We start from the raw sequence: 19,071 nt of genomic DNA on the forward strand, positions 1-19,071 counted from the left end.
CAACAGTTTTGCGAAACATTGATGAAACGGATCAGGACTTTAGACGCGGGCGCCGCATTTCAGGGGTGTGGGAGCGGCCGTGTTGCTCTGACGCTATTCTCAGACGTGGCAAATCGCGGTAGGTAGAGAGCCAGAAGGACGCTCCGACCGGCGATCCACGCCCCCAGCGAGAGGCATGACCGAAAGACCCCGCAAGCTCTACGTCAAGTCGTACGGCTGCCAGATGAACGTCTACGACGCCCAGCGTATGGCCGATGCGCTTGCGCCGCAGGGCTATGTCGAGACAAACAGTGCCGACGATGCGGACCTGATCGTTCTCAACACCTGCCATATCCGCGAGAAAGCCGCCGACAAGGTCTATTCCGAGCTTGGCCGTATCCGCGAGATGAAGGAAAACCGTGGCGAGGATGGCAAGGACGTCATGGTCGCGGTGGCCGGCTGCGTGGCCCAGGCCGAGGGAGCGGAGATCCTCAAGCGCGCCAAGGTGGTCGATCTTGTCGTAGGCCCGCAGGCCTACCACCGGCTGCCGCAGCTTCTGTCCGATGCCCGTTCCGGGAAGGTGGTCGACACCGATTTTCCCGTCGAAGACAAATTCCGTGTGTTGCCGGCACCCCGAGCGCGCGGCGTCACTTCCTTCCTGACGATCCAGGAGGGCTGCGATAAGTTCTGCACCTTCTGCGTCGTGCCCTACACCCGCGGCGCGGAAATGTCCCGGCCCGTGGCGGCTCTCGTCGCCGAAGCGGAGCGGCTGGCCGCGGCGGGCGTGCGCGAGCTGTCGCTGCTGGGGCAGAACGTCAACGCCTTCCATGGCGAAGGGCCGGACGGCAGGACCTGGGACTTGGCGCGGCTGCTGCACCGCCTGGCCGATATTCCCGGTATCGCCCGCCTGCGCTACATGACGAGCCATCCCAGGGATATGACCGACGATCTCATCAGGGCGCACCGCGACCTGCCGCAGGTCATGCCTTACCTGCATCTGCCGGTGCAGGCGGGCTCCGATCGCGTCCTTGATGAAATGAACCGCAAGCATGGCGCGGAGGAATACATCCGCATCATCGAGCGGATGCGCGAGGTGCGCCCCGATATCGCCATTTCCGGCGACTTCATCGTCGGCTTCCCCGGTGAGACCGAGGCCGATTTCGAGGCCACCATGGATCTGGTCCGCACCGTCCGCTACGCCTCGGCCTTCTCCTTCAAATATTCGCCGCGGCCGGGAACGCCGGCGGCCGACATGGACAGCCAGGTACCCGAGGCGGAAAAGGACCGCCGCCTCTATGCCCTCCAAGCCCTGCTGGAAGAGCAGCGCCAGGAGTTCAACCGCGCCTGCGCCGGCCGGGAACTGGACGTGCTTCTCGATCGTATTGGTCAACGTCCGGGCCAGCTCGCCGGCCGCTCGCCTTATCTCCAACCCGTGCAGATCGACGGCGCGGGACATGCGGTGGGCGATATCGTGACCGTTCGGGTGACGGACGTCGCCCGCAACAGCTTTTTCGCCGTGCCTGTCAATGCCAAGCCTGCTGAGACCCGTGCAACCGATGTGATGGAGGCCACTGCTTGAGCGAGACCGCGTCTTGGGGTTCTACCTGGATCGCCGATTCCAACGGCGATCAGGGCGGCGAGATTGTGCTGACGTTTGACGACAACAGGATAGCGAGTGCGCTCTACGGCAGCCACGACCAGAACCTCGCCTTCCTTGAACGCCGCCTTGGCATCAGCGCCACGCCGCGGGGCAATCTCCTTGCCATCCGTGGCCCACGTGAAGCCTGCGAACAGGCATCCAGCGTCCTTCGCAAGCTCCATGACCGTATCCGCAAGGGTGGCAATGTAGCCCTGGGAGACGTGGACGGCGCCATTCGCCTCACCGCCGCGCAGGGGTCGCTCTTCCCCACCGCGCCGACGGCTGCCGAGCCGGCCGGCATCTTCGCTCAGCTGTCGACCCGCAAGAAGAGCGTTTCCGCCCGAACCCCTGCGCAGGATGCCTATATTCGCGCGTTCGGCCGCCACGAGCTCGTCTTCGGCGTCGGCCCCGCCGGCACCGGCAAGACCTATCTTGCCGTGGTCCATGCCGCCCAGCTGCTGGAACGCGGCGAGGTGGACCGCATCATCCTCTCGCGTCCGGCGGTCGAGGCGGGTGAGCGTCTCGGGTTCCTTCCGGGCGACATGCGCGAGAAGGTCGATCCCTATCTGCGGCCGCTTTATGATGCCTTGCACGATGTCATGCCGCCGGAACGTGTGGAGCGGGGGCTGCAGAACGGCATTATCGAGGTGGCGCCGCTGGCCTTCATGCGCGGCCGCACCCTGGCTCATGCGGCTGTCATCCTTGATGAAGCGCAGAATGCCACCTCCATGCAGATGAAGATGTTCCTGACACGCCTCGGTGAAGGATCGCGCATGGTCGTCACCGGCGACCCAAGCCAGGTCGATCTTCCCAACGGCATGACGTCGGGCCTTGCCGAGGCCGTGCGCCTGCTGGACGGGGTCGAGGGCGTTTCCATCTGCCGTTTCACCGACGTCGATGTGGTGCGTCATGAACTTGTCGCCCGCATCGTCCGGGCCTATGAGGCGGCACCTCGCGCGGATGTGCGGGAATGACACCTGCCGCACCACCCGTCGTCGTCGATGTCGGAGTTGACTCATCGGTTTGGACCGATGTTCTCCCCGATGCCGAGGAAGTGGTTCGACGAGCCGTCGCGGCCGCGTTCACGGCCGCGAAGCTGACCGCTCGTCCCGACGCTGAACTGTCCGTCGTGCTCGCCGAGGATGCCGCCGTACAGGCGCTGAACCGGGATTTTCGCGGCAAGGACAGCCCCACCAATGTGCTATCCTTTCCCGGCGTCGAGGCGGATGCGACCGCAACCGCGCATCATCTCGGCGACGTGATCCTCGGCTACACCACCGTTGCCCGCGAGGCGGCGGATGAAAGCCGGCCCCTTCAACACCATATGGCTCATCTGGTGATCCATGGTGTCCTGCATCTCTTCGGCTATGATCATATGACGGATGAAGACGCCGAAGAGATGGAAAACCATGAGCGCAACGCGCTCGCCTCCTTGGGAATACCAGATCCCTATGCCGATACGGATGTCTGACCGAACCCGCTATGTCCACCGACGATTCCAGTAGATCCAATACCGTTTCTGCCTCACCCGCGGGCCGTTCCAACGGCCTGATCGATCGCCTCCGCACCCTCCTCGGATTGAAGCCTTCAGCCTCCACCATTCGCGAGGATCTGGAAGACGCACTCACGGGAGCGCAGGTGCTGACGCCGGACTTCACGCCCGAAGAGCGGGCCATGCTGAAGAACGTGCTTGGGCTGAGAGGCTTGCGGGTCGATGACGTCATGGTGCCACGGCCGGACATCATCTCGGTGCCATCGGCCTCCTCCATCGGCGAGGTGCTCGATATCTTCCGCTCCGCGGAACATTCCCGCCTGCCGGTCTATGGCGAGACGCTGGACGAGCCGCTCGGTATCGTCCACATCAAGGACCTCCTGGCCCATATGACCGCGCAGGCGGTGGTGGAGGCCGACGCCGGGGCGCGCGGGTCCTATGACTTCACCAAGGTGGATCTCAGCCAGATCCTGAACGATCTCGACATCGTCCGTCAGGTCCTCTACGTCCCGCCCTCCATGCCGGCCATCGATCTTCTGGCGCAGATGCAGGCGACACGGGTTCATATGGCGCTTGTGATAGATGAATATGGCGGCACCGACGGGCTCGTCACCATTGAAGATCTAGTGGAAATGGTCGTCGGTGACATCGAGGATGAGCACGATGAGGACGCGGTCGTCATGATCCAGCCGGTCGGCGACGGATTCATCGCCGATGCGCGCGTGGCCCTCGAAGAAGTTGAAGCAATGCTCGGCATCGACTTCAAGGAGGAGGATGCCGCCGATGATGTTGATACCCTTGGCGGGCTGCTTGTCACCCTGGCTGGCCGTGTGCCGGTACGCGGTGAAATCGTCTCAGGTCCGTCGGAACTGGAATTCGAGGTTCTGGATGCCGACCCGCGGCGTATCAAGCGGGTGCGCATCGTCCGCCGTGTTGAGCCGATAGACGCCATGGAAGCGCGCTCGCGGGGGCAGGGGCGCGCCTCGAAGGATAACGGCGCCGAGTACCGAGCCGAACTATGAGCGGTGTGGCGTCCGCTCTTGTCGGAGCGCGCGATCGGGTCACGCTCCAATGGGGCATTGCGCGCGCGATCACCGCTTGCGCCGCCGGTGCGCTTGGCGCGCTTGCCATGGCGCCGATCGGCGCATTCCCGGTACTGATCCTCTCTTTCGCCGTCCTTACCTGGCTCATCGACGGCGCTGGAGCCGCGGGTGGCACCAGCCGTGCCGTTTTCGCCGCCGCCCGATCCGGATGGTGGTTTGGCTTCGGCTATTTCCTCGCCGGCTTATGGTGGACGGGAGCGGCCTTTCTGGTCGATGCTGAGGCGCATGCCTGGCTGATGCCTTTCGCTGTCATCGCGCTGCCGGCCGGTCTGGCCTTCTTCCACGCTCTTGGTGCAGGTCTGGCGCGTCTGCTCTGGTCAGCCGGTTCCGCCCGCATTTTCGCCCTGGCCGGCGCCCTAGGCGTCGCTGAATGGTTGCGGGGCCACATCCTGACCGGCTTCCCATGGAATTCCTTCGGCTATGCGCTCGCGGACAATCAATTCCTCGGCCAGGCAGCGTCCATCATCGGGCTGGAAGGCCTGACAGTCATCACGATCCTGGTGTTCGCAGCCCCCGCGACACTTCTGGACGCCCCGCGCCGGTGGGCGCCGACAGCGCTGGCGGCTGTGGCACTGATTATTCTGGCCGGTTTCGGGATTCTGCGCCTTCAACTGGCTGAACCGGCCTTTCGCGAGGATGTCCTGGTCCGCATCATGCAGCCGAACGTGCAGCAGGACGACAAGTTTCGTCCGTCCGAAGGCGAGCGGATCCTTCAGCGCTATCTGACGCTCAGTGAAGTCGCGACCGGCCCCGAACGCAGCGGGATCGAGGATGTAACGCTTCTTGTCTGGCCGGAATCCGCCTTTCCCTTCCTATTGTCGGAAACGCCGGAAGCGCTTGGCCGCATCGGACAGTTTCTGCCCGATGGCGTTACCTTGGTGACAGGCGCGGTGCGGGCGGAAGGCGCGGCCGGTGGCAGGCGCTATTTCAACTCGATCCACGCCGTCAGTTCCGACGGCGCCATCATCGCCACCTATGACAAGCTCCATCTCGTGCCCTTTGGCGAATTCCTGCCGTTCCAGTCGCAGCTGGAAGCCATGGGCATCACGCAGATCACACGGCTGCCGGGTGGTTTCTCCTGGGGCCGGGAACGGCGTTCGATCGCTTTGAGCGAGAGTCTGACGGCCACGCCACTGATCTGCTACGAAGCGATCTTCCCGAACAACCTCATCGGAGACGGCCCACGGCCCGACATGCTGCTCAATGTCACCAATGATGGCTGGTTTGGAGCCACCACCGGCCCATATCAGCATCTCGCGCAGTCCCGTGTCAGGGCCATTGAACAGGGCTTGCCGCTGATCCGCGCCGCCAACACCGGGGTGTCGGCGGTGGTGGACCCCTACGGCAGAATTCTTGCTCAGATGCCACTGGGGACGTCCGGTAGCCTGGACGCTGTTCTGCCGGCCGCGCTGCCTGCAACCCTGTTCGCCCAGGGCGGCTGGGCCTCGGGCGTTATCCTCCTCGTCCTGTGCTTTGTCAGTGCCGTGATTAGGCGGCGCAATATTAACCAGCCAAACTCAAAAAAGCGTTCCATGACGGCGATCTAAGAAAAAAAGACGTTCCGTAATCCTGATCTATGTTGACAGAAAGGCGGTGTTGAGAGAGGAATACAACCGCTGACGCGCGATCGGGTTTCGCACCCTAACGCATGAGGGACGTGTATGCCCACCAAGGTGCCTAATCCAATTGACAGACATGTCGGAAGCCGGGTGCGGATGCGCCGTATGCTGATTGGGATGAGCCAGGAGCGGCTCGGCGAGCAGTTGGGCATCACATTCCAGCAGATCCAGAAGTACGAGAAGGGCACCAATCGTATTGGTGCCAGCCGCCTGCAGCACATCTCGACGATCCTTGGCGTGCCGCCAGCGTTTTTCTTCGACGGACTGCCCAACGCCGAGGAAGAGAGCGCGAACGGCTTTGTGGAGGCGCCGACCACCGACTTCGTGGTCGATTTCTTGGCGACCTCCGAAGGGCTTCAGCTCAACCGCGCTTTCGTGCGGATCAAGAACGGCAAGCTCCGCCGCAAGGTGGTCGATCTCGTCAACGAGATTGCCGCCACGGAAGCTGCCGAGTGATCTGACGCTTCAGGCTTGACCATTGGTTTCGGCGCTGTCAGAAGACGGCGCCGTTCGTTTTTCCGAACGAGCTTGTTTTATCGACCGAGCGGAGGGACCTACCTTGGCGCGCCCGAACTATCTCTTCACCAGTGAGTCCGTGTCCGAAGGGCATCCCGACAAGGTCTGCGATCGTATCTCCGACACCATTGTCGACGCTTATCTGGCGGAGTTTCCGGAGGCACGTGTTGCCGCCGAAACGCTTGCCACGACCAATCGTGTCGTCATCGCCGGCGAGGTCCGCGGCCCCGAGAGCATCACCAAGGACTATGTCTCTCATCTCGCCCGGCTGGCCATCAAGGACATCGGCTATGAGCAGGACGGTTTCCATTGGGAAAAGGCCGCCATCGAGGTGCATCTGCACAGCCAGTCGGCCGACATTGCGCAGGGCGTCGATGCCGCGGGCAACAAGGATGAGGGCGCGGGCGATCAGGGCATCATGTTCGGCTATGCCTGCCGCGAGACGCCGGAGCTGATGCCGGCGCCCATCTATTACTCGCACAACATCCTGAAGCGCCTCGCCGAGGCCCGCCGCTCCGGCGAGACCCGGGCGCTCGGGCCGGACTCCAAAAGTCAGGTCACGGTCGCTTATGAGAACGGCAAACCTGTGCGTGCGACCTCGATCGTGCTGTCAACGCAGCATCTCGACGAGCATCTGACCTCGCACGACGTGCGCGCCATCGTGGAGCCGTACATCCGTGAGGTCCTGCCCAAGAATTGGGTCAACGAAGACACCGACTGGCACGTCAATCCAACCGGCAAATTCGTGGTCGGCGGTCCGGACGGAGACTGCGGTCTGACCGGCCGCAAGATCATCGTCGACACCTACGGCGGCGCGGCTCCCCATGGCGGTGGCGCTTTCTCCGGCAAGGATCCGACCAAGGTGGACCGTTCGGCCGCCTATGCGGCGCGCTATCTCGCCAAGAATGTGGTCGCTGCAAATCTCGCCGAGCGCTGCACCATCCAGCTGTCCTATGCCATCGGCGTCTCAAAGCCGCTGTCGATCTATGTGGACCTGCATGAAACCGGCGAGGTCGATCCCGCCAGGCTGGAGAAAATCCTGGGCGAGGTCATGGACCTGTCGCCCCGGGGTATTCGCCAGCACCTCGATCTCAATCGGCCGATTTATGCCCGCACTGCCGCCTATGGCCACTTCGGCCGCGCGCCGGAAGAGGATGGTGGCTTCTCCTGGGAGCGGACCGACCTCGCCGATACGCTCAAAAGCGCACTCGGCTGATCGGCATGACGGCGGGCGTTCCGGAACGTCCGGGCGCCTTCTTCGGACGGCGCAAGGGCAAGGCACTGCGGGCGGGACAGGCCGAGCGCAGCGAAACCCTGCTGCCGCGTCTCAAGATCGACCTTGAGACGCCGGCGCCCGGTCATCTGTCTGAATTGTTTCCGCACAAGCCGGCTGAGGTCTTCCTCGAAATCGGCTTCGGCGGCGGCGAGCATCTCCTGTCTGAGGCAAAGCGGCTGCCGGCCACGGGTTTCATCGGCGTTGAGCCCTTCATCAACGGCATGGCCAAGGCACTGGCAGGCATCGAGGCCGGCGGCATCGAAAACATCCGCCTCTATGATGACGATGCCACCCATCTTCTGAACTGGCTGCCCGATCAGAGCCTTGGAAGGGTCGATCTTCTCTATCCTGATCCCTGGCCCAAGAAACGTCATTGGAAGCGTCGCTTTGTGTCCGATTCCAGCGTGGCGCATTTCGCCCGGGTGCTGCGGCGGGGCGGCACCTTCCGCTTCGCCAGCGACATCGACACCTATGTGGAGTGGACGCTGGAGCATGTCGGCCGCAATGCCGCCTTCCGCTGGACGGCTTCCGGTCTTGAGGCGTGCCGCGAACCGTGGGAGCACTGGCGGCGCACGCGCTATGAGGCAAAGGCCGTACGCGAAGGCCGCGAACTGACCTACCTCGTGTTTGAGCGCCGCTAACGGCCTTTGCGGCCCGACAGAACGGCGAAGCGTCCACATTTCCACCAGCAGTCGACATCGATGAAGCCTGCCGCTTTCATCCACCCGAGCTGATCGTCGAGAGTGGCGCAGCGATCGTACTGCGTCATGCGGGCCTTCGCGGCAGCGATCGCTTCCTCCGCCGCGCCGGCGTGGCGGGCATAAGCTTCCCACTCGGCGTCATAGGCCGCCTCCAGGGCCGGTGTCGGCCCGAGCACCTGTTCGGCGTTGACGAAGACACCTCCCGGTGCAAGCGCCGCCTCAATGCGGCGAAACAAGAGCTCTTTGGCTGCATGTTCCAGATGATGGATCGAGAGGGCCGAGACAACCGCGTCATAAGGCCCGCCAAGGGATTCGGTACCATAGTCTCCGACCCTGATCAGAGCCTCGTGGCCCATATCGGCCAGATGACGGCTGGCGATCTCCAGCATCTCGGGAGCAAGATCGATCAGCGTCAGTCGCGCCTGCGGAAAAGCGGTGGCGACCAGCCGGGTCAGAAGACCGGTGCCGGCCCCCAAATCCAGCACCCTGAGCGCTGCGTCTGCAGGAAAGGAGAGACGCGTGACGGCGGCGTCATAGAACAGGTCGATGTGAGGCACCAATGCCGCGCGTTCGCGGTCATAGCGCGTGGCGACGGCGTCGAAGGCGCTGGCGATGGTCAAGGCTCAGGTCCCAAGTCTTCCCGGAGGTGGCAGTCTTGCATGGCAGTTGCCCAAGGGTTATATCTCTTTGCGTCGCTTTCATGCGACCCTCAGAGTTTGATCCATTGAAGGATCGTCTTATGAGAGTGGGTCCCGCCGGACCCGCTCTTTTTTGTTGGGAGAAGCCTGTGGCGGAAATGCCGCTCGAGGACGACCGCCGGATCATCATGGAGACCGGCCTTGCCGCGCGCGTCGCGCGGATCGTGACGCCGACTCTCGAAGATCTCGGCTACCGTCTCGTTCGCGTGAAGATTTCCGCTCAGAACGGTTGCACGGTGCAGATCATGGCCGAGCGCCCCGACGGCAGCATGACGGTCGAAGGCTGCGAGGAGATCAGCCGCGCTATTTCCCCCGTGCTTGATGTGGAAGATCCTATCAGCGGCGAATACCACCTGGAGATTTCCTCGCCAGGTATCGACCGCCCTCTGGCCTGGCTGTCGGATTTTGAGCGCTGGAAGGGCCATCTCACGAAGATCGAGATGGCGGAGTTGATCCACGGCCGCAAGCGCTTTCGCGGTATCCTGCGCGGCTTTGAGGGTGACGCTGCCCTCCTGGAACGTGACGAGGTGCGCGAGGGCGAGGAGCGCCTTGTCCGCCTGCCCGTCAACGATATCCATGAGGCGCGCCTCGTTCTCACCGACGATCTGATCGATGCGGCGCTCGGCCGTGTCAACGCCAACAAGCAGGCCCATACGGGCGAAACGCCGCCCGAACCCGCTGGGAAGGATCCCAGCCCCCGTCAATTGCAAGACCGCCGAAAGAAGCCCTCGGCGGGTCATCGAGGGAGATGAACATGGCCGTCAGCGCCAACAGGCTCGAACTGCTCCAGATCGCCGATGCGGTCGCGCGTGAAAAGGTCATCGACCGCCAGATCGTGCTCGCCGCCATGGAGGACGCCATCGCCAAGGCCGCGCGTTCCCGCTATGGCTCGGAGACCGAGGTGCGCGCCGAGATCAACCCGAAGAGCGGCGAGATCCGCTTGTCGCGGCTTCTCCTAGTCACTGACGAGGTGATGAACGACGCGATTGAAATCGCGACGGATGATGCGCGCCGCAGGAATCCAGCCGCGCAGCCGGGCGATTACATCTCCGAAACACTGCCGCCCTTCGACTTCGGCCGCGTCGCCGCGCAATCGGCCAAGCAGGTCATCGTGCAGAAGGTGCGCGATGCCGAGCGCGACCGTCAGTATGCTGAATATCGTGACCGCATTGGCGATGTGGTCAACGGCGTCGTCAAGCGCGTGGAATACGGCAACGTCATCACCGACCTCGGTCGCGGTGAAGCCATCGTGCGCCGTGACGAACTCCTGCCGCGCGAGATGTTCCGTCCCGGTGATCGGATCCGCGCCTACGTTTATGACGTGCGCCGCGAGCCGCGGGGCCCGCAGATCTTCCTGTCGCGCACGCATCCGCAGTTCATGGTGAAGCTGTTTTCGCAGGAAGTGCCCGAGATCTATGACGGCATCATCGAGATCAAGGCTGTGGCCCGCGATCCCGGCAGCCGCGCCAAGATCGCCGTGATCTCCCGCGACAGCTCCATTGATCCCGTCGGCGCCTGCGTGGGTATGCGCGGCAGCCGCGTGCAGGCGGTGGTCCAGGAGCTTCAGGGCGAGAAGATCGACATCATCCCCTGGTCGCCCGATGCCGCGACCTTCATCGTCAATGCGCTTCAGCCGGCGGAAGTCGTCAAGGTCGTGCTCGATGAGGACACGGCAAAGATCGAGGTGGTGGTGCCGGACGACCAGCTCAGCCTTGCCATCGGTCGCCGCGGCCAGAACGTGCGTCTGGCGTCCCAGCTCACCGGTTGGGACATCGACATCATGACCGAGGCTGAGGAGAGCGAGCGCCGCCAGAAGGAATTCGTCGAGCGCAGCGAGCTCTTCATGCAGGCGCTCGACGTCGACGAGGTGGTCGCCCAGCTTCTGACCGCCGAGGGCTTCACCTCCATCGAGGAACTGGCTTTCGTCGATCCGGCCGAAATCTCGTCGATCGAAGGCTTCGACGAGGATACCGCCGAGGAAATTCAGACGCGCGCCAAGGAGTATTTGGAGCGTGTCGAGGCGGAATATGAGGAGAAGCGCCAGGCGCTGGGCGTCGACGATGCCCTCCGCACCGTTCCGGGTGTGACATCCGCCATGCTCGTCGCCTTCGGCGAAAACGACATCAAATCCGTAGAGGACCTCGCCGGCTGCGCCACCGATGATCTCGTCGGCTGGTCAGAGAAGAAGGACGGCGAAGTCACCCGCTACGACGGCGCCCTCACCGGCTTCGATGTGTCTCGCGAGGAGGCGGAGGCCATGATCATGCAGGCACGCGTTGCGGCCGGCTGGATCGACGAGGCCGATCTGGCTCCGGCTGAACCGGCCGAAGACGAGGCGGAAGCCGAAGACGCGCCTCAGGCGTGATGATGAGAGGCGCGCGGAACAGGCATGGTGAAACCGGAGGACGATCGTAGCGCGACGGAACGGCTTTGTGCCGTCACGCGTCAGGTGCGTCCGGTTTCCGAATTGGTTCGCTTCGTCCGCGCTCCCGACGGAAGCATCGCGCCTGACCTCAAGCGCAAGCTGCCAGGACGCGGTGTCTGGGTGACGGCACACCGGAGCGATGTGGCCGAGGCTGTCAAGCGCCGAGCCTTTTCCCGGAGCTTGAAGCAGGAGGTTGCGGTCGATCCAGCTCTTGCGGATCGGGTCGATGCGCTCTATCTCAAGGCTGCACTCGATCTCCTCAGCCTTGCCAACAAAGCGGGAAAAGTCGTCACCGGCTTTTCCAAAGTCGAGGCGCTGATTTCCGGCGGTGATCCGGTGGCCGTGCTGCATGCATCGGACGCCGCGCCGGACGGAGTGCGCAAAATTGAGCAGATATTGCGCCGCGCCGGTCTTGAGAGTAGGGTCCGGCGCCTTGCACCCTTTGACGGTCCGCAGATGGATTTGGCATTGGGGCGTTCAAATGTGATACATGCTGCGCTCATCGCGGACGCCGTGAGCAAGGCTTTTCTCGCCCGTGCCGACGATCTCGCGCGATATCGCGAGAATTTTGCCGCCGGATTGTCCGACGCGGCGGAAAACGGTATGGACGGCCCTCAGGAAACGGATGGCGAATGACTGATACGAAGAACCCTGGCGATAAGACCCTGAGTGTCGGCAAGACTCTGACGTTGAAGCGTCCGAGCGAACAGGGGACCGTGCGTCAAAGTTTCAGCCACGGGCGGTCGAAGACCGTGGTGGTTGAAAAGGTGAAGCGCCGCGTCATCGGGCCAGGTGGTGAGACTGTACCCGCGCCAACGCCAGTGCCGCCCATCGCGGCTGCGCCGTCACCCTCGGCACCATCCGCGCGCCAGCCGGAACGGGCCGCTCCGCGACGTCCCTCCGGTAGCGGGGTCGTTCTGCGCACGCTGACCGATAGTGAAAAGGACGCCCGTGCCCAGGCGCTTGCCGAGGCACAGGTCTATGAGGCTGAAGAGCGCAAGCGCGCTGAGGAAGAGGCCCGCCGCCGCGCCATACGCGACGCCGAAGAGGCCCGCGAGCGTGAGGCCGCAGAGGCCCGTCAGCGCGAGGAAGAAGGTCGCCGCGCGGCTGAGGACGAGCTTCGCCGCAAGAGCGAGGCGGAATCGGAAAAGCGTGCTGCCCCCGAGCGGCAGGAATCCGCGCCGCAGCGGCCGGCTATTCCAACACCTTCGGCCCGCAAGCTTGAGGCGGACGAAGAGGAGGGCCGTCGCCGTGGCCCCGCCATCAAGCGCCCCGGAGTTCGCGCACCCGTTGTTCCCGCGAAGCCGGAGAAGCCCAAGAGTGCTGGCGAGCGCCAGCGCGGCCGACTGACGGTGACCAATGCCCACGAGGCAGGCGAAGAGCGTTCGCGCTCGATCGCGGCCTACCGTCGCCGCATGCAACGCGTTACCGGCCATCGAAACGATGGCCCGAAAGAAAAGATCATGCGTGAAGTGGTCATCCCTGAGACGATTACCGTCCAGGAGCTTGCCAATCGCATGTCCGAGCGTGCCGTGGACGTGGTGCGCCTGCTGATGAAGCAGGGCCAGATGATCAAGATCACCGATGTGATCGAATCCGATACGGCGCAGCTCATCGCCGAGGAAATGGGCCACACAGTCCGCCGCGTGGCGGAATCGGACGTGGAAGAAGGCCTCTTTGCCAAGAGCGATGACGAGGCCGTGCAGGTGGCACGGCCGCCCGTCGTGACCATCATGGGTCACGTCGATCACGGTAAGACGTCTCTGCTGGATGCCATTCGCCAGACCAATGTGGTCTCGGGCGAAGCCGGCGGCATCACCCAGCACATCGGCGCCTATCAGGTCTCCGCACCCTCGGGTGACAAGGTCACCTTCATCGATACGCCGGGCCACGCGGCCTTCACTGCCATGCGCGCCCGTGGCGCCAAGGTGACCGATATCGTGATCCTGGTGGTGGCCGCCGACGACGGCGTGATGCCGCAGACGGTGGAAGCCATCGCTCATGCCAAGGCGGCAGAAGTGCCGATCATCGTGGCGATCAACAAGATCGATAAGCCCGATGCCAAGCCGGAGCGTGTCCGCACCGAACTGCTCCAGCACGACATCGTTGTGGAATCGCTCGGCGGCGATACGATCGAGGTGGAAGTTTCCGCCAAGCAGAAGCTCAACCTCGACAAGCTCCTGGAGATGATCAACCTCCAGGCTGAGATCTTGGATCTCAAGGCCGCCGTCAATACCGCGGCGGAGGGCATCGTCATCGAAGCCAAGCTCGATAAGGGCCGGGGCCCCGTCGCCACTGTGCTGATCCAGCGCGGCACGCTGCATCAGGGCGACATCGTCGTCGCCGGAAGCCAGTGGGGCAAGGTGCGCGCGCTGAACTCCGATCTTGGCCAGCCGGTGACCGATGCCGGTCCGTCGGCCCCGGTCGAGGTGCTGGGCTTCGGCGGCACGCCGGAGGCTGGCGACCGCGTTGCCGTCGTGGAGAGCGAGGCACGTGCCCGCGAGATCACGGCCTACCGCGAGCGCCTGCGCCGCGAGAAGCAGGCCGCCCGATCCACGGGTGCCCGCGGCTCGCTGGAGCAGATGATGTCCCAGCTCAAGACCGCCGAGGGCCGCAAGGAATTCACGCTCGTGGTCAAGGGCGATGTGCAGGGCTCGGTCGAGGCGATCATCGGTTCGCTGGAGAAGCTCGGCAACGACGAGGTGGCGGCCCGTGTCATCCACTCCGGCGTCGGCGGCATAACCGAGAGCGATATTTCGCTGGCGGAAGCCTCCGGTGCGGCGGTCATCGGCTTCAACGTTCGCGCCAATGTGCAGGCGCGCGACGCGGCCGATCGCGATGGCATCGAAATCCGCTACTACAACATCATCTATGACCTCGTGGATGATGTGAAGCAGGCCATGTCCGGCCTCCTGTCGCCCGAACGTCGTGAAACCTTCCTCGGCAATGCCGAGATCCTGGAAGTGTTCAACATCACCAAGGTCGGCAAGGTGGCCGGTTGCCGTGTCACCGAAGGTGTGGTGCAGCGCGGCAGCGGTGTGCGTCTCATTCGCGACAACGTGGTGGTGCACGAAGGCAAGCTGTCGACCCTCAAGCGCTTCAAGGACGAAGTCCGTGAGGTCCAGGCGGGTCAGGAATGCGGCATGGCCTTCGAAGGCTATCAGGACATGCGCGCTGGCGATGTCATCGAATGCTATCGCGTGGAAGAGATCCAGCGGACGCTCTGAGGCGCCCGCTGCCCAGGCGCCATCCGTAAGGATATCGGGCGCCAACATCCGCCCCGGTGAACGGATCGGTCCAAGCCCGATCCGACCGTGGGCGAAAGCCCGAGACATCCGGAGCTGCACCGGCTGACGAGGGCGCATTGATCGGAGTGAACTTATGGCCGGCCGTTCCAAGAGCGGTGGCGGAATGCCGAGTCAGCGCCAGCTGCGCGTTGGCGAACTCGTCCGTCACGCCCTCGCCGAGGCTCTCGCGCGTGGGCACATTCAGGACCCCGCACTCGCCGGGCACATCATCACCGTGCCGGAAGTGCGCATGACGCCAGATTTGAAGCTGGCAACCTGCTTCGTCATGCCGCTCGGTGGCCGTGAGGTCGACGCGGTGGTGGCGGCCCTCAACCGCAACGCCAAATTCCTGCGTGGCGAGATCGGCCGTCAGGTTGAGCTCAAATACACGCCGGAAGTCCGATTTCGCGCCGACACCTCCTTTGAAGAAGGGGCCAAGATCGACGCCATTCTGCGCTCTGACGCGGTTCAGCGCGATTTGGGCGAGGACGACGAATGAGTGATGAGGTTGAAACCGCGCCGGCGCTGCAGCCGCGGCGCAAGAAACTCGACGTCGACGGCTGGCTGATCCTCGACAAGCCCTCCGGCATGACCTCCACGCATGCGGTGGCGCGTGCGAAGCGGATTTTCAGCGCCAAGAAGGCCGGCCACGCCGGGACGCTCGACCCCTTGGCGACCGGCTGCCTGCCGATCGCCTTCGGCGAGGCGACCAAGACCGTTCCCTATGCCATGGATGGCCGCAAGACCTACCTCTTCACCGTTCGCTGGGGCGAGGAGACCGACACCGACGACAGCGAGGGCCGGGTGGTGGAAACCTCGGAGGTACGCCCGCAGGCGGACGCCATCAAGGCGCTTCTTCCGCGCTTTACCGGGCTGATCTCCCAAATCCCGCCCCGCTATTCGGCAATCAAGATCGCCGGTGAGCGCGCCTACGATCTCGCGCGCGATGGCGAAGCCGTGGAACTGCAGGCCCGCGACATCGAGGTCCATGATCTCAAGCTCGTGGCCATGCCCGACGAGGTCACAGCGGAATTTTCGGCCGAATGCGGCAAAGGCACCTATGTGCGCGCTTTGGCCCGCGACATGGGCCGCGCGCTCGGCTGTTTCGGACACGTCATCGGCCTGCGCCGAACCTCGGTTGGTCCGTTCAAGTTCGAGCATATGGTCTTGCTTGAGGAACTGGAACGGCAGGCCGAGGCTGGAACGCAGGAGAATATCCTGCTGCCCGTCGACACGGCGCTGGATGAGATCCCTGCCGTCACCATCAGCCGCAGCGATGCCGCCCGTCTGATGCGGGGCCAGTCGGTGCTGCTGCGCGGGCGGGACGCGCCAATCCTGACCGGGACGGTGTCGGTGCGCACCGGCACGCAGCTGGTGGCGCTTGCCGATATCGAAGGCGCCGAACTTCATCCGCGTCGCGTGTTCCGGCTCCCGGAGGGCCTGTGACGGATTGCCCGCCGACCTGGCGGGAGGAACACTAGGCCCTGGTGCCCGGCGCCGCAGCGACGCGACTCGCTATTTGCTGCGAATAGGACTATGGAATGCGCGCGCACTCATGACGTGGCTGGACGACATCCCGGCCTTGCCATGGGGGCTCGGCGGAAGGACCGCCAGATTGTTCTGACCTTAAGGAGTGCCCGATGTCGATCACTGCCGAACGCAAGCTTGAATTGGTCAAGGAATATGCCACCAAGGAAGGCGACACCGGTTCGCCGGAAGTCCAGGTCGCGATCCTGACCGAACGCATCACCAATCTGACCGGACACTTCAAGACCCACGCGAAGGACAATCACTCGCGTCGCGGCCTCCTGAAGCTCGTCAGCCAGCGCCGCAGCCTTCTCGACTACGTCAAGTCGAAGGATGAAGAGCGTTACAAGACGCTGATCCAGCGGCTCGGTATTCGCCGCTGATGCCTTTGCGCGCGTCCCCGATGGGCGGTGGACGCGCGCGCCAAACCTGATGGACGGAAAGCCATGGCAGGATCGTTGGACGCATCTGGTTCGGGGATTGCCCGTGCAAGATCGGTGCGTCCTGCCGTCTTGCTCATGGCTTTTGGGCCGTCCGAAGCCATGAAACGGAAAATAGATGTTCGATATCCAACGCGAAGAGCTGGAATGGGCAGGACGTAAGCTCGTCCTCGAGACGGGCAGGGTTGCCCGTCAGGCCGACGGCGCTGTCGTCGCCACCTACGGTGACACCACCGTGCTGGCCACTGTCGTGGCCGCCAAAGAACCGAAGCCGGGGATCGATTTCCTGCCGCTGACGGTCAATTATCAAGAAAAATACTATGCCGCGGGACGTATTCCCGGTGGTTACTTCAAGCGTGAGGCCCGGCCGACCGAGCGCGAGACACTGGTGTCCCGCCTCATCGACCGTCCGATCCGGCCGCTGTTCGTCGACGGCTGGCGCAACGACACCCAGATCATCATCAACGTCCTCAGCCACGATCAGGAAAACGATCCTGATATCGTTGCCATGGTTGCAGCATCGGCCGCGCTGACCCTGTCCGGCGCGCCCTTCATGGGCCCGATTGGCGGCGCCCGTGTCGGCTACATCAACGGCGAGCTGGTGGTCAATCCGTTCATCGACCAGATGGCCGACAGCGCCCTCGACCTCATCGTCGCCGGCACGGCCGACGCGGTGCTGATGGTGGAATCGGAAGCCAAAGAGCTCCCGGAAGATGTGATGCTGAAGGCCGTGATGGCTGGACACGCCGGCTTCCAGCCGGTGATCGACGCCATCATCCGCCTTGCGGAGAAGGCTGCCAAGGAGCCCCGCGCTCTCGACGTCAAGGACACCTCGGCACTGGAAGACAAGGTCCGCGAACTGGCGGAGGCGGACCTGCGTGCCGCTTACCAGATCGTCGGCAAGAGCGAGCGTCACGACGCTGTCTCTGCGGCCAAGAAGAAGGTCATCGAGGCACTGGTGGTCGAAGGCGACGAGAACTCGCCGAAGCCGGAAGTGCTTGGCAAGATCTTCAAGTCGCTTGAGGCAAAGATCGTTCGCTGGTCGATTCTCGACACCAGCAAGCGCATCGACGGCCGCGATCTCGAGACGGTCCGCAACATCACCTCGGAAGTCGGCATCCTGCCGCGCACCCATGGTTCGGCGCTCTTCACCCGTGGTGAAACGCAGGCCCTGGTGGTGGCGACGCTCGGCACCGGAGAGGACGAGCAGTTCATCGACGCTCTGGAAGGCACCTACAAGGAAACCTTCCTGTTGCACTACAACTTCCCGCCCTTCTCGGTGGGCGAAACCGGTCGCTTGGGTGGTCCCGGCCGCCGCGAGATCGGCCACGGCAAGCTGGCATGGCGCGCCGTGCGTCCCGTGCTGCCGGAGAAGCACGAATTTCCCTACACCCTGCGCATCGTCTCGGAGGTCACGGAATCCAACGGTTCCTCCTCCATGGCAACCGTCTGTGGTGCCTCCCTGTCTGCCATGGACGCGGGTGTTCCGCTGAAGCGTCCGGTGGCCGGCATCGCCATGGGCCTCATCCTTGAGGGCGAGAAATACGCCGTCCTCTCCGACATCCTGGGTGATGAAGACCACCTCGGCGACATGGACTTCAAGGTGGCCGGCACGTCCGAAGGCGTCACTGCGCTTCAGATGGACATCAAGATCGCCGGCATCACCGAAGAGATCATGAAGGTTGCGCTGAGTCAGGCTCATGCCGGTCGCGTGCACATCCTCAACGAGATGTCCAAGGCGCTGACGGAAGCCCGTCCCGAGCTGGGCGAGCACGCCCCCCGCATCGAGGTCATCAAGATACCGGTCGACAAGATCCGCGATGTGATCGGCACCGGCGGCAAGGTGATCCGTGAGATCGTCGAGAAGACCGGCGCCAAGATCAATGTCGAGGACGACGGCACCGTCAAGGTGGCGTCCTCCGACGGCAAGGCCATCAAGGCCGCGCTGGCGTGGATCAAGTCACTGACGGCGGAACCGGAAGTCGGCACGATCTACGAGGGAACCGTCGTGAAGGTCGCCGATTTCGGAGCCTTCGTGAACTTCTTCGGCCCGAAGGATGGGCTGGTGCACGTCAGCCAGATCTCCAGGGAGCGCGTCGGCAAGGTGTCCGACGTGCTGAAGGAAGGCGACAAGGTCAAGGTCAAGCTGCTCGGCTTCGACGAGCGCGGTAAGGTGCGCCTGTCCATGAAGGCGGTTGATCAGGAAACCGGCGCCGATCTGGAGGGCGCCAAGGAAACCGAGAGCGCTGAAGGCTGATCGGTCTAAACGTTGAAACAAAAAAGGGCGCTTGAGGCGCCCTTTTTATTTGAGTGAGCGCGGGACGCCAGGACATGGCGCGGCAGCGGTCATGAACGGCGGCCATTCAGCC

General features: G+C 63.7%; 17 protein-coding genes. 16 read left to right on the forward strand and 1 reads right to left on the reverse strand.

Translation table 11 applies throughout. The features are described from left to right. Nucleotides 1-175: 175 nt before the first annotated feature. From miaB to trmB, 8 genes are all read left to right on the forward strand, one after another. Nucleotides 176-1,558, forward strand: a complete 1,383-nt coding sequence (gene miaB / locus IEV58_RS01500) for a tRNA (N6-isopentenyl adenosine(37)-C2)-methylthiotransferase MiaB (RefSeq protein ID WP_188407934.1) — start codon at nt 176-178, stop codon at nt 1,556-1,558. Nucleotides 1,559-1,587: 29 nt separating this feature from the next. Beyond that, nucleotides 1,588-2,592, forward strand: a complete 1,005-nt coding sequence (locus IEV58_RS01505; protein ID WP_229729234.1) for a PhoH family protein — start codon at nt 1,588-1,590, stop codon at nt 2,590-2,592. Further along, nucleotides 2,589-3,089, forward strand: coding sequence for an rRNA maturation RNase YbeY (gene ybeY, locus IEV58_RS01510; RefSeq protein ID WP_188407935.1), 501 nt, complete (start codon nt 2,589-2,591; stop codon nt 3,087-3,089). Before IEV58_RS01505 ends, ybeY begins: the two co-directional genes overlap by 4 nt. 11 nt (nt 3,090-3,100) lie before the next feature. Then, nucleotides 3,101-4,132, forward strand: a complete 1,032-nt coding sequence (locus IEV58_RS01515) for a hemolysin family protein (protein ID WP_188407936.1) — start codon at nt 3,101-3,103, stop codon at nt 4,130-4,132. Continuing rightward, on the forward strand, nt 4,129-5,760 hold the full coding sequence (gene lnt, locus IEV58_RS01520; RefSeq protein ID WP_188407937.1) for an apolipoprotein N-acyltransferase: 1,632 nt from the start codon (nt 4,129-4,131) through the stop codon (nt 5,758-5,760). The genes IEV58_RS01515 and lnt overlap by 4 nt, the downstream gene beginning before the upstream one ends. A 177-nt stretch (nt 5,761-5,937) precedes the next feature. Continuing rightward, nucleotides 5,938-6,288 (forward strand): helix-turn-helix domain-containing protein, encoded by a 351-nt coding sequence (locus IEV58_RS01525; protein ID WP_229729113.1) that lies wholly within the window; start codon nt 5,938-5,940, stop codon nt 6,286-6,288. A gap of 103 nt (nt 6,289-6,391) precedes the next feature. Further along, on the forward strand, nt 6,392-7,564 hold the full coding sequence (metK, locus tag IEV58_RS01530; RefSeq protein WP_188407939.1) for a methionine adenosyltransferase: 1,173 nt from the start codon (nt 6,392-6,394) through the stop codon (nt 7,562-7,564). 5 nt (nt 7,565-7,569) lie between these two features. Next, entirely contained in the window at nt 7,570-8,265 is a 696-nt protein-coding gene (gene trmB, locus IEV58_RS01535; protein WP_188407940.1) for a tRNA (guanosine(46)-N7)-methyltransferase TrmB, read from the forward strand. Here the strand turns inward: trmB and IEV58_RS01540 are convergent. Beyond that, the gene (locus tag IEV58_RS01540; protein ID WP_188407941.1) at nt 8,262-8,945 is read right to left on the reverse strand and encodes a class I SAM-dependent methyltransferase; all 684 of its coding nucleotides are present in this window, start codon (nt 8,943-8,945) and stop codon (nt 8,262-8,264) included. The genes trmB and IEV58_RS01540 overlap by 4 nt on opposite strands. A gap of 176 nt (nt 8,946-9,121) precedes the next feature. Here IEV58_RS01540 and rimP point away from each other — a divergent pair, with 176 nt between their 5' ends. From rimP to pnp, 8 genes are all read left to right on the forward strand, one after another. Beyond that, nucleotides 9,122-9,775 (forward strand): ribosome maturation factor RimP, encoded by a 654-nt coding sequence (gene rimP, locus IEV58_RS01545; RefSeq protein WP_188409038.1) that lies wholly within the window; start codon nt 9,122-9,124, stop codon nt 9,773-9,775. Nucleotides 9,776-9,777: 2 nt separating this feature from the next. Continuing rightward, complete coding sequence (gene nusA, locus IEV58_RS01550) at nt 9,778-11,388, forward strand: transcription termination factor NusA (protein ID WP_188407942.1); 1,611 nt, start codon at nt 9,778-9,780, stop codon at nt 11,386-11,388. Nucleotides 11,389-11,412: 24 nt separating this feature from the next. Continuing rightward, nucleotides 11,413-12,084, forward strand: coding sequence for an RNA-binding protein (locus IEV58_RS01555; protein WP_188407943.1), 672 nt, complete (start codon nt 11,413-11,415; stop codon nt 12,082-12,084). After that, on the forward strand, nt 12,081-14,675 hold the full coding sequence (gene infB, locus IEV58_RS01560) for a translation initiation factor IF-2 (protein WP_188407944.1): 2,595 nt from the start codon (nt 12,081-12,083) through the stop codon (nt 14,673-14,675). Before IEV58_RS01555 ends, infB begins: the two co-directional genes overlap by 4 nt. Before the next feature lie 154 nt (nt 14,676-14,829). Beyond that, a complete protein-coding gene (gene rbfA, locus IEV58_RS01565; protein WP_188407945.1) occupies nt 14,830-15,234 on the forward strand; it encodes a 30S ribosome-binding factor RbfA in 405 nt (134 codons plus the stop codon). Further along, on the forward strand, nt 15,231-16,181 hold the full coding sequence (truB, locus tag IEV58_RS01570; protein ID WP_188407946.1) for a tRNA pseudouridine(55) synthase TruB: 951 nt from the start codon (nt 15,231-15,233) through the stop codon (nt 16,179-16,181). Before rbfA ends, truB begins: the two co-directional genes overlap by 4 nt. 194 nt (nt 16,182-16,375) lie before the next feature. Then, nucleotides 16,376-16,645, forward strand: a complete 270-nt coding sequence (gene rpsO / locus IEV58_RS01575; protein WP_188407947.1) for a 30S ribosomal protein S15 — start codon at nt 16,376-16,378, stop codon at nt 16,643-16,645. A gap of 175 nt (nt 16,646-16,820) precedes the next feature. After that, nucleotides 16,821-18,959 carry a polyribonucleotide nucleotidyltransferase gene (pnp, locus tag IEV58_RS01580; RefSeq protein WP_188407948.1) on the forward strand — a complete coding sequence of 713 codons (2,139 nt, stop codon included), beginning with the start codon at nt 16,821-16,823 and terminating at the stop codon, nt 18,957-18,959. The last annotated feature ends 112 nt before the right edge of the window (nt 18,960-19,071 follow it).

The sequence above is a fragment of the Agaricicola taiwanensis genome (genome assembly GCF_014635245.1).
Classification (GTDB): domain Bacteria; phylum Pseudomonadota; class Alphaproteobacteria; order Rhizobiales; family Methylopilaceae; genus Agaricicola; species Agaricicola taiwanensis.

Coding starts and splice junctions, on each gene's coding strand:
- IEV58_RS01525 (WP_229729113.1), top strand. CDS start 5,938: ATGCTGATTGGGATGAGCCAGGAGCGGCTCGGCGAGCAGTTGGGCATC.
- miaB (WP_188407934.1), top strand. CDS start 176: ATGACCGAAAGACCCCGCAAGCTCTACGTCAAGTCGTACGGCTGCCAG.
- infB (WP_188407944.1), top strand. CDS start 12,081: ATGACTGATACGAAGAACCCTGGCGATAAGACCCTGAGTGTCGGCAAG.
- lnt (WP_188407937.1), top strand. CDS start 4,129: ATGAGCGGTGTGGCGTCCGCTCTTGTCGGAGCGCGCGATCGGGTCACG.
- nusA (WP_188407942.1), top strand. CDS start 9,778: ATGGCCGTCAGCGCCAACAGGCTCGAACTGCTCCAGATCGCCGATGCG.
- rbfA (WP_188407945.1), top strand. CDS start 14,830: ATGGCCGGCCGTTCCAAGAGCGGTGGCGGAATGCCGAGTCAGCGCCAG.
- pnp (WP_188407948.1), top strand. CDS start 16,821: ATGTTCGATATCCAACGCGAAGAGCTGGAATGGGCAGGACGTAAGCTC.
- rimP (WP_188409038.1), top strand. CDS start 9,122: ATGCCGCTCGAGGACGACCGCCGGATCATCATGGAGACCGGCCTTGCC.
- ybeY (WP_188407935.1), top strand. CDS start 2,589: ATGACACCTGCCGCACCACCCGTCGTCGTCGATGTCGGAGTTGACTCA.
- IEV58_RS01515 (WP_188407936.1), top strand. CDS start 3,101: ATGTCCACCGACGATTCCAGTAGATCCAATACCGTTTCTGCCTCACCC.
- truB (WP_188407946.1), top strand. CDS start 15,231: ATGAGTGATGAGGTTGAAACCGCGCCGGCGCTGCAGCCGCGGCGCAAG.
- rpsO (WP_188407947.1), top strand. CDS start 16,376: ATGTCGATCACTGCCGAACGCAAGCTTGAATTGGTCAAGGAATATGCC.
- trmB (WP_188407940.1), top strand. CDS start 7,570: ATGACGGCGGGCGTTCCGGAACGTCCGGGCGCCTTCTTCGGACGGCGC.
- IEV58_RS01555 (WP_188407943.1), top strand. CDS start 11,413: ATGGTGAAACCGGAGGACGATCGTAGCGCGACGGAACGGCTTTGTGCC.